13 protein-coding genes are annotated in these 15,311 nt (G+C 73.5%); 3 read left to right on the top strand and 10 right to left on the bottom strand.

Going from position 1 to position 15,311, the window contains the following annotated elements; all coding sequences use genetic code 11:
- Positions 1-39: 39 nt before the first annotated feature.
- Positions 40-618: a TIGR03086 family metal-binding protein gene (locus ACFU6K_RS11440; RefSeq protein WP_380662332.1), complete on the bottom strand. Its 579-nt coding sequence runs from the start codon at positions 616-618 to the stop codon at positions 40-42.
- Positions 619-729: 111 nt separating this feature from the next.
- On the opposite strand from ACFU6K_RS11440, the gene ACFU6K_RS11435 reads away from it, so the two are divergent.
- Positions 730-1,719 carry a helix-turn-helix transcriptional regulator gene (locus tag ACFU6K_RS11435; RefSeq protein WP_380662331.1) on the top strand — a complete coding sequence of 330 codons (990 nt, stop codon included), beginning with the start codon at positions 730-732 and terminating at the stop codon, positions 1,717-1,719.
- Here the strand turns inward: ACFU6K_RS11435 and ACFU6K_RS11430 are convergent.
- The 7 genes from ACFU6K_RS11430 to ACFU6K_RS11400 all read right to left on the bottom strand — a co-directional run bounded on the left by ACFU6K_RS11430 (position 1,716) and on the right by ACFU6K_RS11400 (position 9,078).
- Entirely contained in the window at positions 1,716-2,930 is a 1,215-nt protein-coding gene (locus ACFU6K_RS11430; protein WP_380662330.1) for an alpha/beta hydrolase, read from the bottom strand. The genes ACFU6K_RS11435 and ACFU6K_RS11430 overlap by 4 nt on opposite strands.
- Positions 2,931-3,167: 237 nt before the next feature.
- Complete coding sequence (locus ACFU6K_RS11425) at positions 3,168-3,548, bottom strand: MmcQ/YjbR family DNA-binding protein (RefSeq protein WP_380662329.1); 381 nt, start codon at positions 3,546-3,548, stop codon at positions 3,168-3,170.
- Positions 3,549-3,707: 159 nt separating this feature from the next.
- Positions 3,708-4,982, bottom strand: coding sequence for an acyltransferase (locus tag ACFU6K_RS11420; protein WP_380662328.1), 1,275 nt, complete (start codon positions 4,980-4,982; stop codon positions 3,708-3,710).
- Positions 4,983-5,009: 27 nt separating this feature from the next.
- Positions 5,010-6,134, bottom strand: a complete 1,125-nt coding sequence (locus ACFU6K_RS11415) for an alpha/beta hydrolase (protein WP_380662327.1) — start codon at positions 6,132-6,134, stop codon at positions 5,010-5,012.
- A 142-nt stretch (positions 6,135-6,276) separates the two neighbouring features.
- Positions 6,277-6,951 (bottom strand): response regulator, encoded by a 675-nt coding sequence (locus tag ACFU6K_RS11410; protein ID WP_380662326.1) that lies wholly within the window; start codon positions 6,949-6,951, stop codon positions 6,277-6,279.
- 11 nt (positions 6,952-6,962) lie between these two features.
- Complete coding sequence (locus tag ACFU6K_RS11405; RefSeq protein ID WP_380662325.1) at positions 6,963-8,276, bottom strand: sensor histidine kinase; 1,314 nt, start codon at positions 8,274-8,276, stop codon at positions 6,963-6,965.
- Positions 8,277-8,391: 115 nt separating this feature from the next.
- The gene (locus ACFU6K_RS11400) at positions 8,392-9,078 is read right to left on the bottom strand and encodes a TetR/AcrR family transcriptional regulator (RefSeq protein WP_380662324.1); all 687 of its coding nucleotides are present in this window, start codon (positions 9,076-9,078) and stop codon (positions 8,392-8,394) included.
- Positions 9,079-9,296: 218 nt separating this feature from the next.
- On the opposite strand from ACFU6K_RS11400, the gene ACFU6K_RS11395 reads away from it, so the two are divergent.
- Positions 9,297-10,898, top strand: coding sequence for an MFS transporter (locus tag ACFU6K_RS11395; RefSeq protein ID WP_380662323.1), 1,602 nt, complete (start codon positions 9,297-9,299; stop codon positions 10,896-10,898).
- Positions 10,899-11,002: 104 nt separating this feature from the next.
- Here the strand turns inward: ACFU6K_RS11395 and ACFU6K_RS11390 are convergent, their stop codons facing one another.
- Positions 11,003-11,461: a nitroreductase/quinone reductase family protein gene (locus ACFU6K_RS11390; protein WP_380662322.1), complete on the bottom strand. Its 459-nt coding sequence runs from the start codon at positions 11,459-11,461 to the stop codon at positions 11,003-11,005.
- A gap of 116 nt (positions 11,462-11,577) precedes the next feature.
- Entirely contained in the window at positions 11,578-14,328 is a 2,751-nt protein-coding gene (gene aceE, locus ACFU6K_RS11385; RefSeq protein WP_380662321.1) for a pyruvate dehydrogenase (acetyl-transferring), homodimeric type, read from the bottom strand.
- Positions 14,329-14,845: 517 nt separating this feature from the next.
- Here aceE and ACFU6K_RS11380 point away from each other — a divergent pair.
- On the top strand, positions 14,846-15,289 hold the full coding sequence (locus tag ACFU6K_RS11380) for a DUF3052 domain-containing protein (protein ID WP_049652614.1): 444 nt from the start codon (positions 14,846-14,848) through the stop codon (positions 15,287-15,289).
- The last annotated feature ends 22 nt before the right edge of the window (positions 15,290-15,311 follow it).

Genomic DNA, 15,311 nt, shown 5'->3' with positions numbered 1-15,311 from the left:
GCCGTGGGCGTTGCGGACGCGCTCGTTCTGGATCGGGGCTCAGACCGTACGGCCCATCCAGGCGGCCAGCCGGGTGTGCACGTCGGCGTCCTCGGCGACCGGCCGGACGGCGGCGAACGGCACGCCCGGCACCCGCCGCTCGGCCGGCAGCACGAACTCGGCGATGCCCAGGGCGGTCCGCGCCAGGTCGTCGTCCAGGGCGAAGCCGTTGTCGAGGCTCCGGGCGATGTCCCCGGAGTGGGTCACCAGCTCCATCAGGTAGCCGCCGACCGCCATCGCGCCGGGCACCTCGCCCCAGGGGGCGACGGTCGGGCGGCCGAGCTTGGCGTCGTCCGCCCAGGCGGCGGTCACCCGGGCGCGGGCCCGGCCCAGGGCGGCCGGCCAGCCCTCGTCGGACGGGTCCTCGATGGCGGCCACGGTGTCCTCGGCGCGGCCGCCCTCGCCCATGTACGCGAACCGGTGGACGCCGCCGACCACGTGGTTGAGCAGCCGGCGCAGGGTGAACTCGGTACAGGGCGTGGGCCGGTCGAGGTCGGCCGGGGCGACGGTGGCGAACAGCTTCTCCAGCTGGTCGAGGGCGGCCTGGTACTGCGGGCGGGCGTCCTGGACGGCGGTCATGGCGCTCAACTCCCTGGTGTCGGGTGGTCTTTCGGGCTCGTTTCGGGCCCGGAACGCAATCTCCCAGTAAAACCTGACAACGGCCGTCAGGATTACTGGGATTCTTGGACCATGAAGGCCGACCGCCTGCTCTCGATCCTCCTGCTGCTCCAGACCCGCGGCCGGGTGCCCGCCACCGAACTCGCCGAGCGGCTGGAGGTGTCCGTCCGCACCATCTACCGCGACGTCGAGTCGCTCTCCGCCGCCGGGGTGCCGGTGTTCACCGAACGCGGGCGGCACGGCGGCATCGGCCTGCTGCCCGGCTACCGCACCGACGTCACCGGCCTGACCGCGGACGAGGCCAGGGCGCTGTTCGTGCTCTCCGCCCAGGGCGCGCACAGCGACCTCGGGCTGGACGGCGCGCTCGGCTCGGCGCTGCGCAAGGTGATGGCGGCGCTGCCGGCCCCGCACCGGCCGGCCGCCGAGCGGATCCGCGAGCGGATCCTGGTGGACCCGGCCCGCTGGATGCAGACCCCCGGCGCGACCGGCCCCGCCGCCGGACCGGACCTGGGCGAGCTGCAGTACGCCGTCTTCGCCGACCGGCGGCTGCGGCTGCGCTACCGGCACAGCGGGACGCCCGCGCCGGTGGAGTACACCGTCGACCCGTACGGGCTGGTGAGCAAGGCCGCGGTCTGGTACCTGGTGGCCGATCTGCACGGCGAGCCGCGGCTGTTCCGGGCCGACCGGGTGCTGGCCGCCGACACCACCGAGGAGGCGGTGCGGCGCCGGACCGGGGTCGGGCTCGGCGACGTCTGGGCGGTGCTGCGCGAGCAGGTCGAGCGGCTGCCGAAGGACGTGCCGGTGCGGGTGCGGGTCCGGCGCGGACGGCTGGACATGTTCCTGCGCATCCACGGCGGCCGGATCACCGCACCGCCGCCGGAGCCGGGCGCCGGGCCGGCCGAGGAGTGGGCCGAGGTGGCGATGGCCTTCCCGGCCCCGGCGGCCGTCCGGTCGCTGCTGGCCTTCGGCGCGGACGTCGAGGTGCTGGCTCCGCCGGCCGCCCGGCGCGAACTGGCCCGGGCGGCGGCGGAGGCCCTTCGGCTGTACGAGGACAGGCCTTAGGAGCCCGGGTTGGCCCGGACCACGTCCTGGTAGTGGCCGAGGGAGATCGCCGCGAAGTTGTGCAGGCTGTCGGTGCCCGCGGAGAGGTAGCCGTTGTGGCCGGCCGCGCGGGCCGAGGAGATCAGCTCGGAGCCGAAGCCGCTCGCGGCCGGGTCGGCGCCGTGGCCGAGCCCGCCGACCTCCATGAACGGCACGTTGCCGATCCAGTCGCTGGGGTTGCGGGTGGCCCAGAGGTGCACGCCCGCGCCCAGCTCGCCGGTGTTCTGCACGCCCATGCCCGGGCTGCCGAACACCACCAGGTCGGTGATGCCGGAGGTGTCGGACGGCGAGGCGGCCGCGCGCGGGATGTCCGGGGCGGCGGTGCCGCAGACCACCGAGCCGTACGAGTGGCAGAGCAGCGCCGGCGGCGCGTCCGGCCGGGTGGTCTCCTTGAGCCCGGCGAGCAGCCGCTCCAGCCGGGGGGCGGCGACGTCGGCGAGCCGGGAGGTGGCCGCGTCCGGGCCGAGGCCGGAGGGGGTGACGTAGCCGGTCCAGGAGATCACGGCGGTCCGGGTGTCCGGGGCTTGGCGCTGCTCCTCGGCGTGGAGGGCGCGGGCCATGCCGGCCGGGGAGCGCAGCGGGTCGGCCGCCTGGTCGTGGTGGCCGAGGTCGGCGTCCGAGCCGGGGACGAGCACGGAGATCCGCTCGGCGTCGGCGAGGTCGCCCCACACCTCGGTGACCAGGCCGCGGCCGCGCGGGTCGAAGGCCAGGACCTGCCGGTCGGGGGCGAGCAGGTGCTCGACGTCGTTGGCGCGGGAGACGGCCAGCGCGCGGGTGTCGGAGTCCAGCGTGCCGTCGGCGGCGCGGGCCAGGGCCCGGTCGTGCTCGGCGGCCAGGGCGATCCGGTTGGCGCGGTAGCGCAGGTCCAGCGGGGCGCCGTCGTAGTTGCCGACGACCAGCGGGTAGTCCTGGATCAGCCGGTCCAGCTCGGTGGGCGCGAGCGAGGCGAAGAACGCCGCGGCGGCGGCCGGGGTGGTGGTCGCCGGGTCGGGCAGGGAGCGGCCGAAGGAGTGGTCCTCGACCCAGGCGGCGCTGCCGGCCGGAGGCGTGGAGATCGCCAGCTGTTCGGAGGAGACGGCGGCCGCGGCGGCGACGGCCCCGGCGTCGGCGAGCACCGCGCAGCCGGCGAACGCCCCGATCAGTACCCGCTTCCAGCGCCGACGGATGCGCACCGCACCAACTCCCTTGGGGCCCGCACCGTTTCGCGGGCGGTGGTGCCCGGAGGGTGCGATAGCTCTGCTGACTTCCCTGCGCAAGCCTAGGGGGCCCGAAGGGGTGGCGGGAACGCCTAAACTGTGGGATGGCTCACATGAACCGGGGGTGTCCGTCCGACGTCTCCCAGTGGTTCGGACAGTGGTTCGGGGGGTGGCTCGGGAAGTGGCTCGGGACGTGGTTCGTACGGAGCGCGCTCAGGCCTCGGACTCGCCGGTCTCGCCGGACTCGCCGGACCCGTCGGATTCGTCGAACGCGCGGACCAGGCGCTTCGGCGCCGTCCGCCGCCAGGCCTCGGTGACCAGGTCGCGCAGCTCGTCCCGGTCCACCAGGTCCAGCCGGACGCTCACCCAGCCGTGCCGTCCGACGTACGGGGCGGAGGAGAACACCTCGGGCTCGGCGGCGAGCAGTTCGGCCTGGTCCTCGGGGGAGGCCTTGACGGTGACGCGGTCCCCGTCGGGCGCGCCCATCGCGAAGATCCGGCCGCGGACCCGCAGCGTCTCGATGTCCCAGGTCGGCTCCTGGGCGGCCTCCGGCAGGGCCAGGGCCATCGTGCGGAACTCGTCGAACGTCACCATGGCGGCAGGGTAGGGCAGGACACTGACAGCGCGCCCCCGGCGCGCGGCACGGCGCATCGGGGGCGGGTGGCGACGGCCGCAGGGGCGCGGACCGACCAGTCCACGCCCCTGCGGCCGTCGCGCGCCCCGCCGTTCGGAGCAGCCGCACCCGGTGGACCGTCACACCATGCCCAGCGCGTACGCCGCGAACAGCGCCGCCGCGGCCCCGGCCACCGCCTTGCCGCCCCGGGAGAGGGCCGTCCACGGGCCGTCGAACCGGCGGGTGAACCAGCCGACCGCCACCAGCACGGCGCCGAACAGCGGCAGCAGCGCCAGCCGGGCGGCCACCCAGCCGAGCGAGTCGGGCGCCGTGGTCAGCCCCGGGACGGCGCCCAGGCCGGCCGCGCCGGGCACCGCCACCGCGAGCATCGCGCTCTGGTGCCAGCAGAAGATCGTCATCGCCGACAGGTTGACCACCACGACCGGCAGCCAGAGCAGCGGACGGCCGGTCAGCAGCCGGCCCAGCCGCTCCCGCAGCAGCACCGCGGCGCCGCACTGGAACGCCGCCAGGGCGAGCACCAGCAGGGACGGCGGGTGCGAGTTGGTCCGCTCGGCCCCGGGCACGCCGACCATGCTGGCCGGGTAGTGGAAGACCAGCAGCAGCGCGGCGAACAGCGCGCCGCCGCCGAGCAGCAGCACCCGGGCCGCCGGGCGGCCCAGCCGGCCCTGCGCCCAGAGCACGCCCAGCTGGTAGCCGAACAGCCAGCCCGGCAGGATGTTCAGCAGCGCGACCCAGGACGGCACCGCCTCGGCCCACGGCCCGTACCGCAGCAGGTCGACGGCGGCGACCGAGGCCACCAGCAGGCCCGCCGACCAGCCGCCCAGCCGGCGCCCGGCGGCCACGCAGAGCGGGGTGAGGGCCGTCAGCCCCAGGTAGACCCCGATGTACCAGAGCGGCTGCACCACCAGGGTGGCGCCGGTGCGCAGGGTGTCCTCGGGGACGCCGAGCGCGGGCAGCAGCGGGATCAGCGCCGCCCAGACGGCCGCCACCCCGAGCACCGGGCGCAGCAGCCGGACCGTACGGGCCCGCAGCCAGCCGCCGTACGTGACGCCCTTGGCCCGGGCCCGCTCCAGCGAGCGGACCGAGGAGTGGCCGCCGACCAGGAAGAACACCCCGAGCATCTGGAGCACCCAGCTGAGCGGGGCGAAGAAGCCGAGGGTGGAGAGCGGGCTGGCGTTGTGCAGGGCGCCGTCGGGGGAGCGGGTGAAGCCGCCGAGCATCCAGTGGCCGACCGGTACGGCGAGCAGGGCGAGGGCGCGCAGTCCGTCCAGGGCGCGGTCGCGGTCGGCCGGGGTCTTCGCGTCGACCCGGGCGGCGGCGCGGCGCAGGGCGGTGAGCGGTCCGGCGGCGAGCGCTCGGTTGGTGCGGGGCGGGGTGGCGAGGGTGTCGGCCATGGTGGTGCTCCTTCTGGTGCGGGCGGGTCAGGCGCGGCCGAGCGCGACGGCGGCGTAGGAGGCGAGGGAGGCGGTGCCGGGGGCGAAGTAGCCGCTGTGGCCGTGGGATCCGGCGGCGGGCAGCGCGCGGGCGCCGAAGCCGGGGGCGGTCGGGTCGGCGCCGTGGCCGAGGCCGAACAGCCGGACCTTGGGCACGTCGCCGATCCAGTCGGAGTCGTTGCGGGCGGTGGCCCAGAGCGGGACGCCCGGGTCGAGGTCGGCGGCCGAGCCGATGCCCATGCCGGGCGAGCCGAGCACCACCACGCCGGAGGCCTGTGCGGGGGTGGGGCGGGCCAGGCCGCAGACCACCGAGCCGTAGCTGTGGCAGAACACGGTGGGCGGGTCCTGCGGGCGGGTGGTGACGGCGAGTCCGTCGAGCAGCCGGGTGAGGCGGGGGGCGCCGGCCCGGGCCAGGTCCTCGGTGGCGGCGTCCAGGCCGAGGCCGAGCGGGGTGGTGTAGCCGGCCCAGGCGATCACGGCGGTCTGTCCGCCGGTGGCGTCCAGGAGGGCCCGGGCCATGCCGGCCGGGGTGCCGTACGGGTCGGTGGCGCGGTCGAAGCGGAGCAGGTCGGTGTCGGAGCCGGGGACGATCACGGCGGTGCGGCGGGCGGTGGCGAGGTCGCCGTACACCTCGGCGACCTGGCCGCGGCCGCGCGGGTCGAAGGCGAGGATCCGCCGGCCGCCGTCCAGCAGGACGCGGTAGCGCTCGGCGCGGGTGCGGGCGGCCTCGTGGTCCCGCGGGGTGAGGGCGGGGTCGGCGGCCCGGGCGAGTTCGCGGGTGCGCTCGGCGGTCAGCGCCAGGGCGTTGGCCCGGTACCGGAGGGCGACCGGGGCGCCGTCCAGGTTGCCGACCACCAGCGGGTACCGGGCGGCCAGGGCGTCCTGCCGGGCCGGGTCCAGTCCGGCGAAGAACGCGGCGACCCGGGCCGGTTCGGTGGTGGCCGGGTCGGGCAGCCGCAGGCCGAGCGAGGTGTCGGCCGTCCACGCGGCGCTGCCGGGCGGCGGGCCAGTGACCGGGGTCTGGGTGTCGGCGGCCCAGCCGCCCGCGCCGAGCATGATCGCCACTGCCATCGCGGCGCCGGCGATCGCCCGCCCGGCTCGGAACCTGCGCATGTCCGTGCTCCCCCCTCGTCCGTTCGGCCGCCGACTCGGTTCGGCTTCCGACGGGGAGGAAGGTAGGAATGCGACGGCCCCGCGGACGTCACACCGCGGGGCCAACTCCCGGGTGCTACCCGGGTATCAGAGGAGAGAGTATTTACTGACCCGGTGTCACCAGGCCGGACTCGTAGGCCAGGACCACCGCCTGGGCGCGGTCGCGCAGGCCGAGCTTGGCGAGGATGCGCCCGATGTGGGTCTTGACGGTCTGCTCGGCGAGGACCAGCCCGGCGGCTATCTCCTGGTTGGACAGGCCGCGGGCGATCAGCCCCAGCACCTCGGTCTCGCGCGGGGTCAGGCCGTTGAGCCGCACCTTGGGGTCGCGGCGCCTGGCCGGGCGGGTGCGGGCGAAGTCCTCGATCAGCCGGCGGGTCACCGAGGGGGCGAGCAGCGCCTCGCCGGCCGCGACCACCCGGACCGCGGCGATCAGGTCGGCCGGCGGGGCGTCCTTGAGCAGGAAGCCGCTGGCCCCGGCGCGCAGCGCCTCGTACACGTAGTCGTCGACGTCGAAGGTGGTCAGCATCAGCACCTTGGGCCGGTGGGCGCCGGGCACGGCCGGGTCGAGCAGCCGCCGGGCCGCCTCCAGGCCGTCCATGACGGGCATCCGGACGTCCATCAGCACCAGGTCCGGGTGGGTGCGGCCGTTGACCTCCAGGGCCTGGGCGCCGTCCGCCGCGTCCCCCACCACGTCGATGTCGCTCTGGGCGTTGAGCAGGGCCGCGAAGCCCGCGCGCACCATGGCCTGGTCGTCGACGATGATCACGCGGATGGTCATGCGGTGGTCTCCTAGGGAGTGTCGGTGTCGGGGCGGTCGACGGGCAGGACGGCGGCCACCTTGAAGCCGCCGTCCGGCAGCGGGCCGGTGTCCAGCCTGCCATCGACCAGCCGGACGCGTTCGCGCATTCCGACCAGCCCCTGCCCGGTGCCCTCGACCGAGGCCTCCAGCGACTCGGTGCGCTGCGGCGGGGGCGCGTTGACCACCGTCACCAGCAGCGCCGGGCCGTCCGTGGTCAGGGACACCCAGGTCCGCGCGCCGGGGGCGTGCCGCACCACGTTGGCCAGTGCCTCCTGCACGATCCGGTAGGCGGACAGGCCGACGGCCTGCGGTGCCAGGTCCAGCAGGTCCACCAGGCCCGGTTCCACCGTCAGTTCGGCCGGCACCCCGGCTCGGCCCACCGTCTCGACCAGCTGGGCGAGTTGGCCCACTCCGGGCTGCGGGGCCCGCTCCCCGCCGGACTCCTCGCTGCGCAGCACGCCGAGCAGCCGGCGCATCTCGGCCAGCGACTCGCGGGCGGTGCCGGCTATCGCGGTGAACTCCTCGGCGGCCTCGTCCGGCACCCCGGTGATCCGGTACGGCGCGCTGGCCGCCTGCACCGCGATGACCGACATGTGGTGCGCGACCACGTCGTGCAACTCCCGTGCGATCCGGGCGCGTTCCTCCAGCAGGGTGCGGCGTTCGCGCTCGACCTCGCTGATCTGCTCCTGCTCGCTGAGCAGCCGGCGCGCCTCGGCGCGGTCCCGGACGGCCCAGCCGAGCAGCAGCACGGCGCCGCTGAGCGCGATCAGCAGCATGGTGGTGCCGTCGCCGGAGCGGGGCAGGCCGAGCGTGGTGGTGAGCGCGGTGAGCGCGATGGTGGCGAGCCAGACCGAGAGCAGGGTGGCCCGGCTCTCCCGCAGTGCCAGGGCGATCAGCAGGAAGAGGTACGAGAGGATCATCGGCGCGGTCCACGGCCAGGTGCCGCCGTGCTGCTCGTACCGGGCGGTGATGGTGGCGGTGGCGACCAGGGTGCCCGCGCTGATCCACCAGGCGGCCAGCGGCCGGGTGATGGCGAGCAGCAGCGGCACCGTCTGGGCGACGGTGAGCGCGCCGGCCACCGGGAGCACCAGGCCGAAGAAGCCGACCAGGGTGGCGATCCCGGCGGGGATCAGCGAGGACAGCATGATCAGGACGACGGCGTACGGCAGCCGACGCACCCAGCGCCGGGGCGACTTCCCGAGCAGCGGGGTGTGGCCGCCGCTCGGGGTGGTCAGGTGGTGTCGGAAGGTGCCCAGCAGGCGCAGGGCGTACGGGCGGAGGTCGGCGGCGGTGAGGTTCTTCATCGCGGGCCAGCCTAGGAGGGCGGGCCCCGCCGGGCGTCGCACTGGAGCCCGAACTTCCGGGTGCTACCGGGGTACCGGGTGATACCCCGGTATGAGGCGGGTGGGCCGCCGGGGGCTACGCGGGGGCGTGCCAGTGGCCGGCCAGGGCCGGGCCGAGCTGGTCGAAGTGGCGCTCGATCACCGCGACCATGCCCTCGGGGCCGGCCGGCTCGTGCTCGGCGCTCCAGGAGAGGTGGGCCAGGCGCAGCAGGCCGCCGAAGACGGCGGCGAGCACGGCCGGGCGCAGGTCCTCGGCCGGGTCCAGCCCCTCGCGTTCGGCGAGCACCCGGACCACCAGCCGTTCCTGCTCGTTGACCCGCCGCAGGTGGGCGGCGAGCAGCGGGGGCGTCTCCTCGATCATCCGCATGAGTTCGAGGGCGCTGTGGATCGAGCCGGGGCCGGAGGCCTCCTCGCTGCCGAGGTCGTGCCAGGCCTTGACGATCGAGGCGCGCAGGGCCTGGAGCGGGGTCTCCTCGGCCGGGCGGTGGCGCAGGCACTCCATGAAGTAGTCCTCGGCCACGGCCATCACGGCGAGCGCGACCTCGTCCTTGTTGGCGAAGTAGCGGAAGAAGGTGCGCTGGGAGACGTCGACGGCGGAGGCGATCTCGTCGACGGTCGTCCGGGCGAAGCCCTGCCGGAGGAAGAGCGTGTGGGCGGCCTGGATCAGGGCGTACCGGGTCTGCTGCTTCTTGCGCTCGCGCAGTCCGGGCGTGCGCCCGGGGCCCTCCGGGGCGTCGGTGGTGCGGGGGGTGCGAGCGGCCATGAGCAGGGGCCTTCCGGAGGGCTGGGTACGGCGGTGGGAACACGATCCTAGCGCTCTGACAAATGTCAGTAATGGCCAGAAGTCACCGTTTGCCGAATGTCAGTGGCTGACATAACCTGCCGAGGTGGCGCCCGTCGGGCCGGGGCACCTGTGGGGACGGGTGGGCCGGGGCGCCACGACCACGTCCCGCACCCCAGCCACGCCCCCGGAGGGCACTGATGAGCCAGTCCGTCGTGAAGAACTCCGAGGCGGACGCACCGCCGCCGAACCCGCCGTCGGGGGGCGGCCTCAAGGGGCACCCCTGGCTGACCCTGCTGACCGTCGCGGTCGGCGTCATGATGGTCGCGCTGGACGGCACGATCGTCGCCATCGCCAACCCGGTGATCCAGGAGAAGCTGCACGCGGCGCCCGCCGAGATCCAGTGGGTCACCAGCGGCTACCTGCTGGCCCTGGCGGTCTTCCTGATCACCGCCGGCAAGATCGGCGACCGCTTCGGCCACAAGGCCACCTTCCTGGTCGGCGCGGTGGGCTTCGCCGTGACCTCGGCCGCGATCGGCTTCGCCGGCAACATCCAGACCGTGATCGCCTTCCGGGTGCTCCAGGGCCTGTTCGGCGCGCTGCTCCAGCCGGCCGCGCTCGGCCTGCTGCGCGGGGCCTTCCCGGCCGAGCGGCTGAACATGGCGATCGGCATCTGGGGCGGCGTGATCGGCGCCTCCACCGCGGCCGGCCCGATCGTCGGCGGCCTGCTGGTCGAGCACGTCAACTGGGAGTCGGTGTTCTTCATCAACGTCCCGGTCGGCCTGATCGCGCTGGCGCTGGGCCTGTGGATCCTGCGGGACGTCCGGGCCGAGAAGGCCGCCAAGTCCTTCGACCTGCCCGGCATCGCGCTGCTCTCGGTGGGGATGTTCGCGCTGGTCTTCGGCATCATCAAGGCCCCCGAGTGGGGCTGGGGCGACGGGCGGACGCTGCTGTTCCTCGGTGGCGCGGTGGTCCTGATGGTGCTGTTCGCGCTCTGGCAGGGAAAGGCCCGCGAGCCGCTGGTGCCGCTCGGCCTGTTCCGCTCGGTGCCGCTGTCGGCGGGCGTGCTGCTGATGGCGCTGATGGCCTTCGCGTTCTTCGGCGCGATCTTCTTCGTGACCTTCTACCTCCAGAACGTGCACCAGCAAAAACCGGTTGACGCAGGCGTTCACCTGCTGCCGATGACCGGCATGATGATCGTCGGCTCGCCGCTGGCCGGCCTGGCGATCGGGAAGCTGGGCCCGCGCATCCCGATCGTGGCCGGGATGCTGATCACCACCGTCGCGATGTACGGCATGTCCACCCTGGACACCGGCTCCGGCAACGGCGTGATGTCGCTCTGGTTCGTCCTGATGGGCCTCGGCATCAGCCCGGTCATGGTCGGCGCCACCGAGGTGATCGTCGGCAACGCCCCGCTGGAGCTCTCCGGCGTGGCCGGCGGCCTCCAGCAGGCCGCGATGCAGGTCGGCGGCAGCCTCGGCACCGCGGTGCTGGGCGCCCTGATGGCCGCCAAGGTCGGCGACGTGCTGCCGGGCAACTGGGCCAAGGCCGGCCTGCCGCCGGTCGAGGGCGCGGCGGGCGAGGGCCTCAAGCAGGCCGCCCAGCTCGGCATCGCCCCGCCGGCCCCGGCCGGCACCCCGCAGCAGGCGGTGGACACGATGGCCGGCGCCGTCCACGAGTCCTTCGTGAGCGGCATGTCGCTCGCCTTCGCGGTGGCCTCCGTGGTGGCCCTCGCCGCCGCCGCGCTCGGCCTGCTCACCCGCCGCGGCACCACCGACGCGGGCCCGTCCGTGCACATCTGACGGCCCCACGGCCCCACGGCCCCGCCACACGCCACACGCCACGGCCCCGGACTCCTCGGAGTCCGGGGCCGTCGTGGTGCCCGGGCGGCGGGTGCCCCCGCGCGTCAGGCGCGGCTGAGGGCCACCAGCGGGACGGTCCTGGCGGTGGTGCGGTAGCCGGCGAACTGGGGCTGGGCGGCGATCTGACGGGCCCAGAGCGCGTCGTGCTCGGCCGGGTCGAGCGGGGCCGCCAGGGCCGGGTAGCGCTCGGCGCCGACCTCGACGGTCACCTCGGGGTGGGCGACCAGGTTGCGGTACCAGAGCGGGTCCTGCTCGCTGCCGCCGTTGGAGGCGAAGACCACCAGCCGCCCGCCGTCCGGCAGGTAGACCAGGGGAGTGGTGCGCGGCTCGCCGCTGCGGGCGCCGACCACGGTGAGCAGGAGGACCGGCGCGTCGGCGAGCGGGCCGCCGACGGCCCCCTGCCGGGTGCGGAACTCCGCGATCACGTTCCGGTTGAACTCGCCCGCGCCGTCGGCGGGTTCGGGGTGCCGCCCGGAGCGCCCGGGCCTCGTCTCGTCGGTCATGACGCCGAGCCTAGGACCTCACACCGGTGTGAGGGTCAAGAACACGACGGACGGCGAAGGGCCGGACCCCCCGTACGGAGATCCGGCCCCTCGGTGCCTCAGTGCCTACGGGCCGGTCAGGCGTCGCCGCCGGCGGCACCCGGGTCGGCCGCGGCCACGTCGAGCAGCTGGTAGCGGTCGATCGCGTCCTTCAGCGCCGAGCGGTCGATCCTGCCCTGCTTGGCGAGCTCGGTGAGCACCCCCAGGACGACCGACTGCGCGTCGATGTGGAAGAAGCGACGGGCCGCGCCACGGGTGTCGGCGAAGCCGAAGCCGTCGGCGCCCAGCGACTGGTACTGACCCGGCACCCAGCGGGCGATCTGGTCCGGCACCGCGCGCATCCAGTCGGACACCGCGACGACCGGGCCCTCGGCACCCTGGAGCTTCTGGGTGACGTACGGCACGCGCTGCTGCTCCTCGGGGTGCAGCAGGTTGAACTCCTCGGCCTCCACCGCGTCGCGGCGCAGCTCGTTCCAGGAGGTCGCGGACCAGACGTCGGCCTTGACGTTCCACTCCTCGGCGAGGATGCGCTGGGCCTCCAGGGCCCACGGCACGGCCACGCCGGAGGCGAGGATCTGGGCCGGGATCTGGCCCGCGGTGCCCGGCGCGTACTTGTGCAGACCCTTGAGGATGCCCTCGACGTCCACGTTCTCGGGCTCGGCCGGCATCTTGATCGGCTCGTTGTAGACGGTCATGTAGTAGAACACGTCCTCGCCGTGCGGGTGCTCGGCGCTGGAGCCGTACATCCGCCGCAGGCCGTCCTGGACGATGTGCGCGATCTCGAAGCCGTACGCCGGGTCGTACGCGACGACACCCGGGTTGGTCGAGGCCAGCAGGTGCGAGTGGCCGTCGGCGTGCTGCAGGCCCTCACCGGTCAGCGTGGTGCGGCCGGCGGTGGCGCCGATCACGAAGCCGCGGGCCAGCTGGTCGGCCATCTGCCAGAACTGGTCGCCGGTGCGCTGGAACCCGAACATCGAGTAGAAGACGTACACCGGGATCAGCGGCTCGCCGTGGGTCGCGTAGGACGAGCCGGCGGCGATCAGCGAGGCGGTACAGCCGGCCTCGGAGATGCCGTCGTGCAGCATCTGGCCGGTCGGCGACTCCTTGTAGGCGAGGAGCAGGTCCCGGTCGACCGACTCGTAGGTCTGGCCGAGCGGGTTGTAGATCTTCGCCGACGGGAACAGCGAGTCCATGCCGAAGGTGCGGTACTCGTCCGGCGCGATCGGCACGAAGCGGTTGCCGATGCCCTTGTCCCGCATGAGGTCCTTGAGCACCCGGACGAACGCCATGGTGGTGGCGATGGTCTGGTTGCCGGAACCCTTCTTGACCGCCTTGTACGCGTCGTCGCCGGGCAGTTCCAGCTTGCGCGGGCGCACCTTGCGGGTCGGCACGTAGCCGCCCAGCTCGCTGCGGCGGTCGTGCATGTACTGGATCTCTTCCGAGTCGCGGCCCGGGTGGTAGTAGGGCGGGTAGCCCTCGTCCAGCTGCTTGTCGGTGATCGGCAGGTGCAGCCGGTCGCGGAAGCGCTTGAGGTCCTCGACCGTCAGCTTCTTCATCTGGTGGGTGGCGTTGCGGCCCTCGAAGTTGGGGCCCAGCGTCCAGCCCTTGACCGTCTGCGCCAGGATGACCGTCGGCTGGCCCTTGTGCTCGCGGGCCGCCTTGAACGCCGCGTAGATCTTCTTGTGGTCGTGGCCGCCGCGACCCAGGTGCTGGATCTGCTGGTCGGTCATGTTCTCGACCATGGCGCGCAGGCGCAGGTCGCCGCCGAAGAAGTGCTCGCGGATGTACTGGCCGGTCTCGGTGGCGTAGGTCTGGAACTGGCCGTCCACCGTGGTGTTCAGCTTGTTGACCAGGACGCCGTCGCGGTCCTGCGCGAGCAGCGGGTCCCAGCTGCGGTCCCAGACCAGCTTGATCACGTTCCAGCCGGCGCCCCGGAACTGGGACTCCAGCTCCTGGATGATCTTGCCGTTGCCGCGGACCGGGCCGTCCAGGCGCTGCAGGTTGCAGTTGACCACGAAGGTCAGGTTGTCCAGGCCCTCGCGGGCGGCCAGCGACAGCTGGCCGAGCGACTCGGGCTCGTCCATCTCGCCGTCGCCCAGGAAGGCGTAGACCTGCGAGTCCGAGGTGTCCTTGATGCCCCGGTGCTCCAGGTAGCGGTTCATCCGCGCCTGGTAGATCGCACCGAGCGGGCCGAGGCCCATCGAGACGGTCGGGAACTCCCAGAAGTCCGGCATCAGCCGCGGGTGCGGGTAGCTGGAGAGGCCGTACGGGGCCTTCGACTTCTCCTGGCGGAACGCGTCGAGCTGCTGCTCGGTGAGCCGGTCCAGCAGGAAGGCGCGGGCGTAGATGCCGGGGGAGGCGTGACCCTGGAAGAAGATCTGGTCGCCCGACTCGCCCTCGGCGTCCTTGCCGCGGAAGAAGTAGTTGAAGCCGACGTCGTAGAGCGACGCGGAGGAGGCGAAGGTGGCGATGTGGCCACCGACGCCGATGCCGGGGCGCTGCGCCCGGGAGACCATGACGGCCGCGTTCCACCTGGTCGCGTTGAGGATCTTCCGCTCGATCTCCTCGTTGCCGGGGAAGAACGGCTCGTCCTTGGTCGCGATGGTGTTGACGTAGTCCGTGCTGCGCATCTCGGGCACGGCGACACGCTTCTCGCGGGCGCGCTCGATCAGCCGCAGCATCAGGTAACGGGCACGCTCACGCCCCCGCTCGTCGATGGCCGCATCGAGCGACTCCAGCCATTCCGCGGTCTCCTCGGGATCGAAGTCCGGGACCTGACTCGGAAGGCCGCCAATGATGATCGGGTTGCGATCGGATCCGGAAGCCACGCTGTTCCTTCACTGTCGGTCGAAACTGAGGTGTGTCGCGCCGCCTCCATCGTGCTACCGCGCTCGGAGATCCGTCATCTCTACCGATCGGTAACCGTTCCGCCCGCTGGGCGGCCCGGTCTGGCGGTGTGTGGTGCGGGCGTCTCCGTCCGCTCCGCACACCCCCGGGTGTTACGAAAAGAGGTGGTCCGACCTGGTGTCCCGTCCGCCCGATGGCGGGCGGCCGGGGTGAGGGCCAACAGGAGACTCTACGCCCGCGCACGCGCGGACCCCGAATGCCGTTCGCATCTCGGGCACACGTACGGCCTGTGGGCCGGGACCACCCGAAGCATCCTCGGCCCATGCAGAAAAGGGCAAATCGGTGTGATTCCCGACACGTCCCACGGCGTGTTCCGGTGCGACACGTCAACCTTTGGAGGGGATCGGGGGTCGGGTACTTGCGCGAACCGCCGCGCCCGTGTGGACTACGGCCACAGCCTCGGCATGGATGCCGAGCCGAATACTGGAGGTTATTCCCGTGAGCGCGACCGCGGACCCCGCGGACAAGTCCAACCCGGCGACCCGTCTCGGCTTCGAAGAGGGCCAGATCATCCAGGAGCTGGGGTACGACGAAGACACTGACCAGGACCTCCGCGAAGGCATCGAGGAGCTCACCGGGACGGATCTCGTCGACGAGGACTACGACGACGTCGCCGACGCCGTCCTGCTGTGGCACCGCGACGACGACGGGGACCTCACCGACGCCCTCGTCGACGCGCTGGAGTACCTGGCGGAGGGCGGCCTCATCTGGCTGATGACGCCCAAGACCGGGCGGGACGGCCACATCGAGGCGTCCGACATCAACGACTCGGCCAAGACCGCCGGTCTCTCCCAGACCAGCTCGATCAACATCGTCAAGGACTGGGCGGCCACCCGGCTCGCGACCAAGTCCACGGCGAAGCAGAGCGGCGGCAAGCGCTGAGCGGGCTCTGAAGTCCCCGCAC

It is taken from the genome of Kitasatospora sp. NPDC057512, from assembly GCF_042802135.1.
In the GTDB taxonomy this organism is placed as follows: domain Bacteria; phylum Actinomycetota; class Actinomycetes; order Streptomycetales; family Streptomycetaceae; genus Kitasatospora.
Note: the sequence above shows the minus strand (reverse complement) of the source record. Positions and strands in the feature narration are given on the sequence as shown.

Bases quoted from the DNA above. Each gene is read 5' to 3' on its own strand.
- ACFU6K_RS11440 (WP_380662332.1), bottom strand. From the start codon at position 618: ATGACCGCCGTCCAGGACGCCCGCCCGCAGTACCAGGCCGCCCTCGAC.
- ACFU6K_RS11435 (WP_380662331.1), top strand. From the start codon at position 730: ATGAAGGCCGACCGCCTGCTCTCGATCCTCCTGCTGCTCCAGACCCGC.
- ACFU6K_RS11425 (WP_380662329.1), bottom strand. From the start codon at position 3,548: ATGGTGACGTTCGACGAGTTCCGCACGATGGCCCTGGCCCTGCCGGAG.
- ACFU6K_RS11420 (WP_380662328.1), bottom strand. From the start codon at position 4,982: ATGGCCGACACCCTCGCCACCCCGCCCCGCACCAACCGAGCGCTCGCC.
- ACFU6K_RS11415 (WP_380662327.1), bottom strand. From the start codon at position 6,134: ATGCGCAGGTTCCGAGCCGGGCGGGCGATCGCCGGCGCCGCGATGGCA.
- ACFU6K_RS11410 (WP_380662326.1), bottom strand. From the start codon at position 6,951: ATGACCATCCGCGTGATCATCGTCGACGACCAGGCCATGGTGCGCGCG.
- ACFU6K_RS11405 (WP_380662325.1), bottom strand. From the start codon at position 8,276: ATGAAGAACCTCACCGCCGCCGACCTCCGCCCGTACGCCCTGCGCCTG.
- ACFU6K_RS11400 (WP_380662324.1), bottom strand. From the start codon at position 9,078: ATGGCCGCTCGCACCCCCCGCACCACCGACGCCCCGGAGGGCCCCGGG.
- ACFU6K_RS11395 (WP_380662323.1), top strand. From the start codon at position 9,297: ATGAGCCAGTCCGTCGTGAAGAACTCCGAGGCGGACGCACCGCCGCCG.
- ACFU6K_RS11390 (WP_380662322.1), bottom strand. From the start codon at position 11,461: ATGACCGACGAGACGAGGCCCGGGCGCTCCGGGCGGCACCCCGAACCC.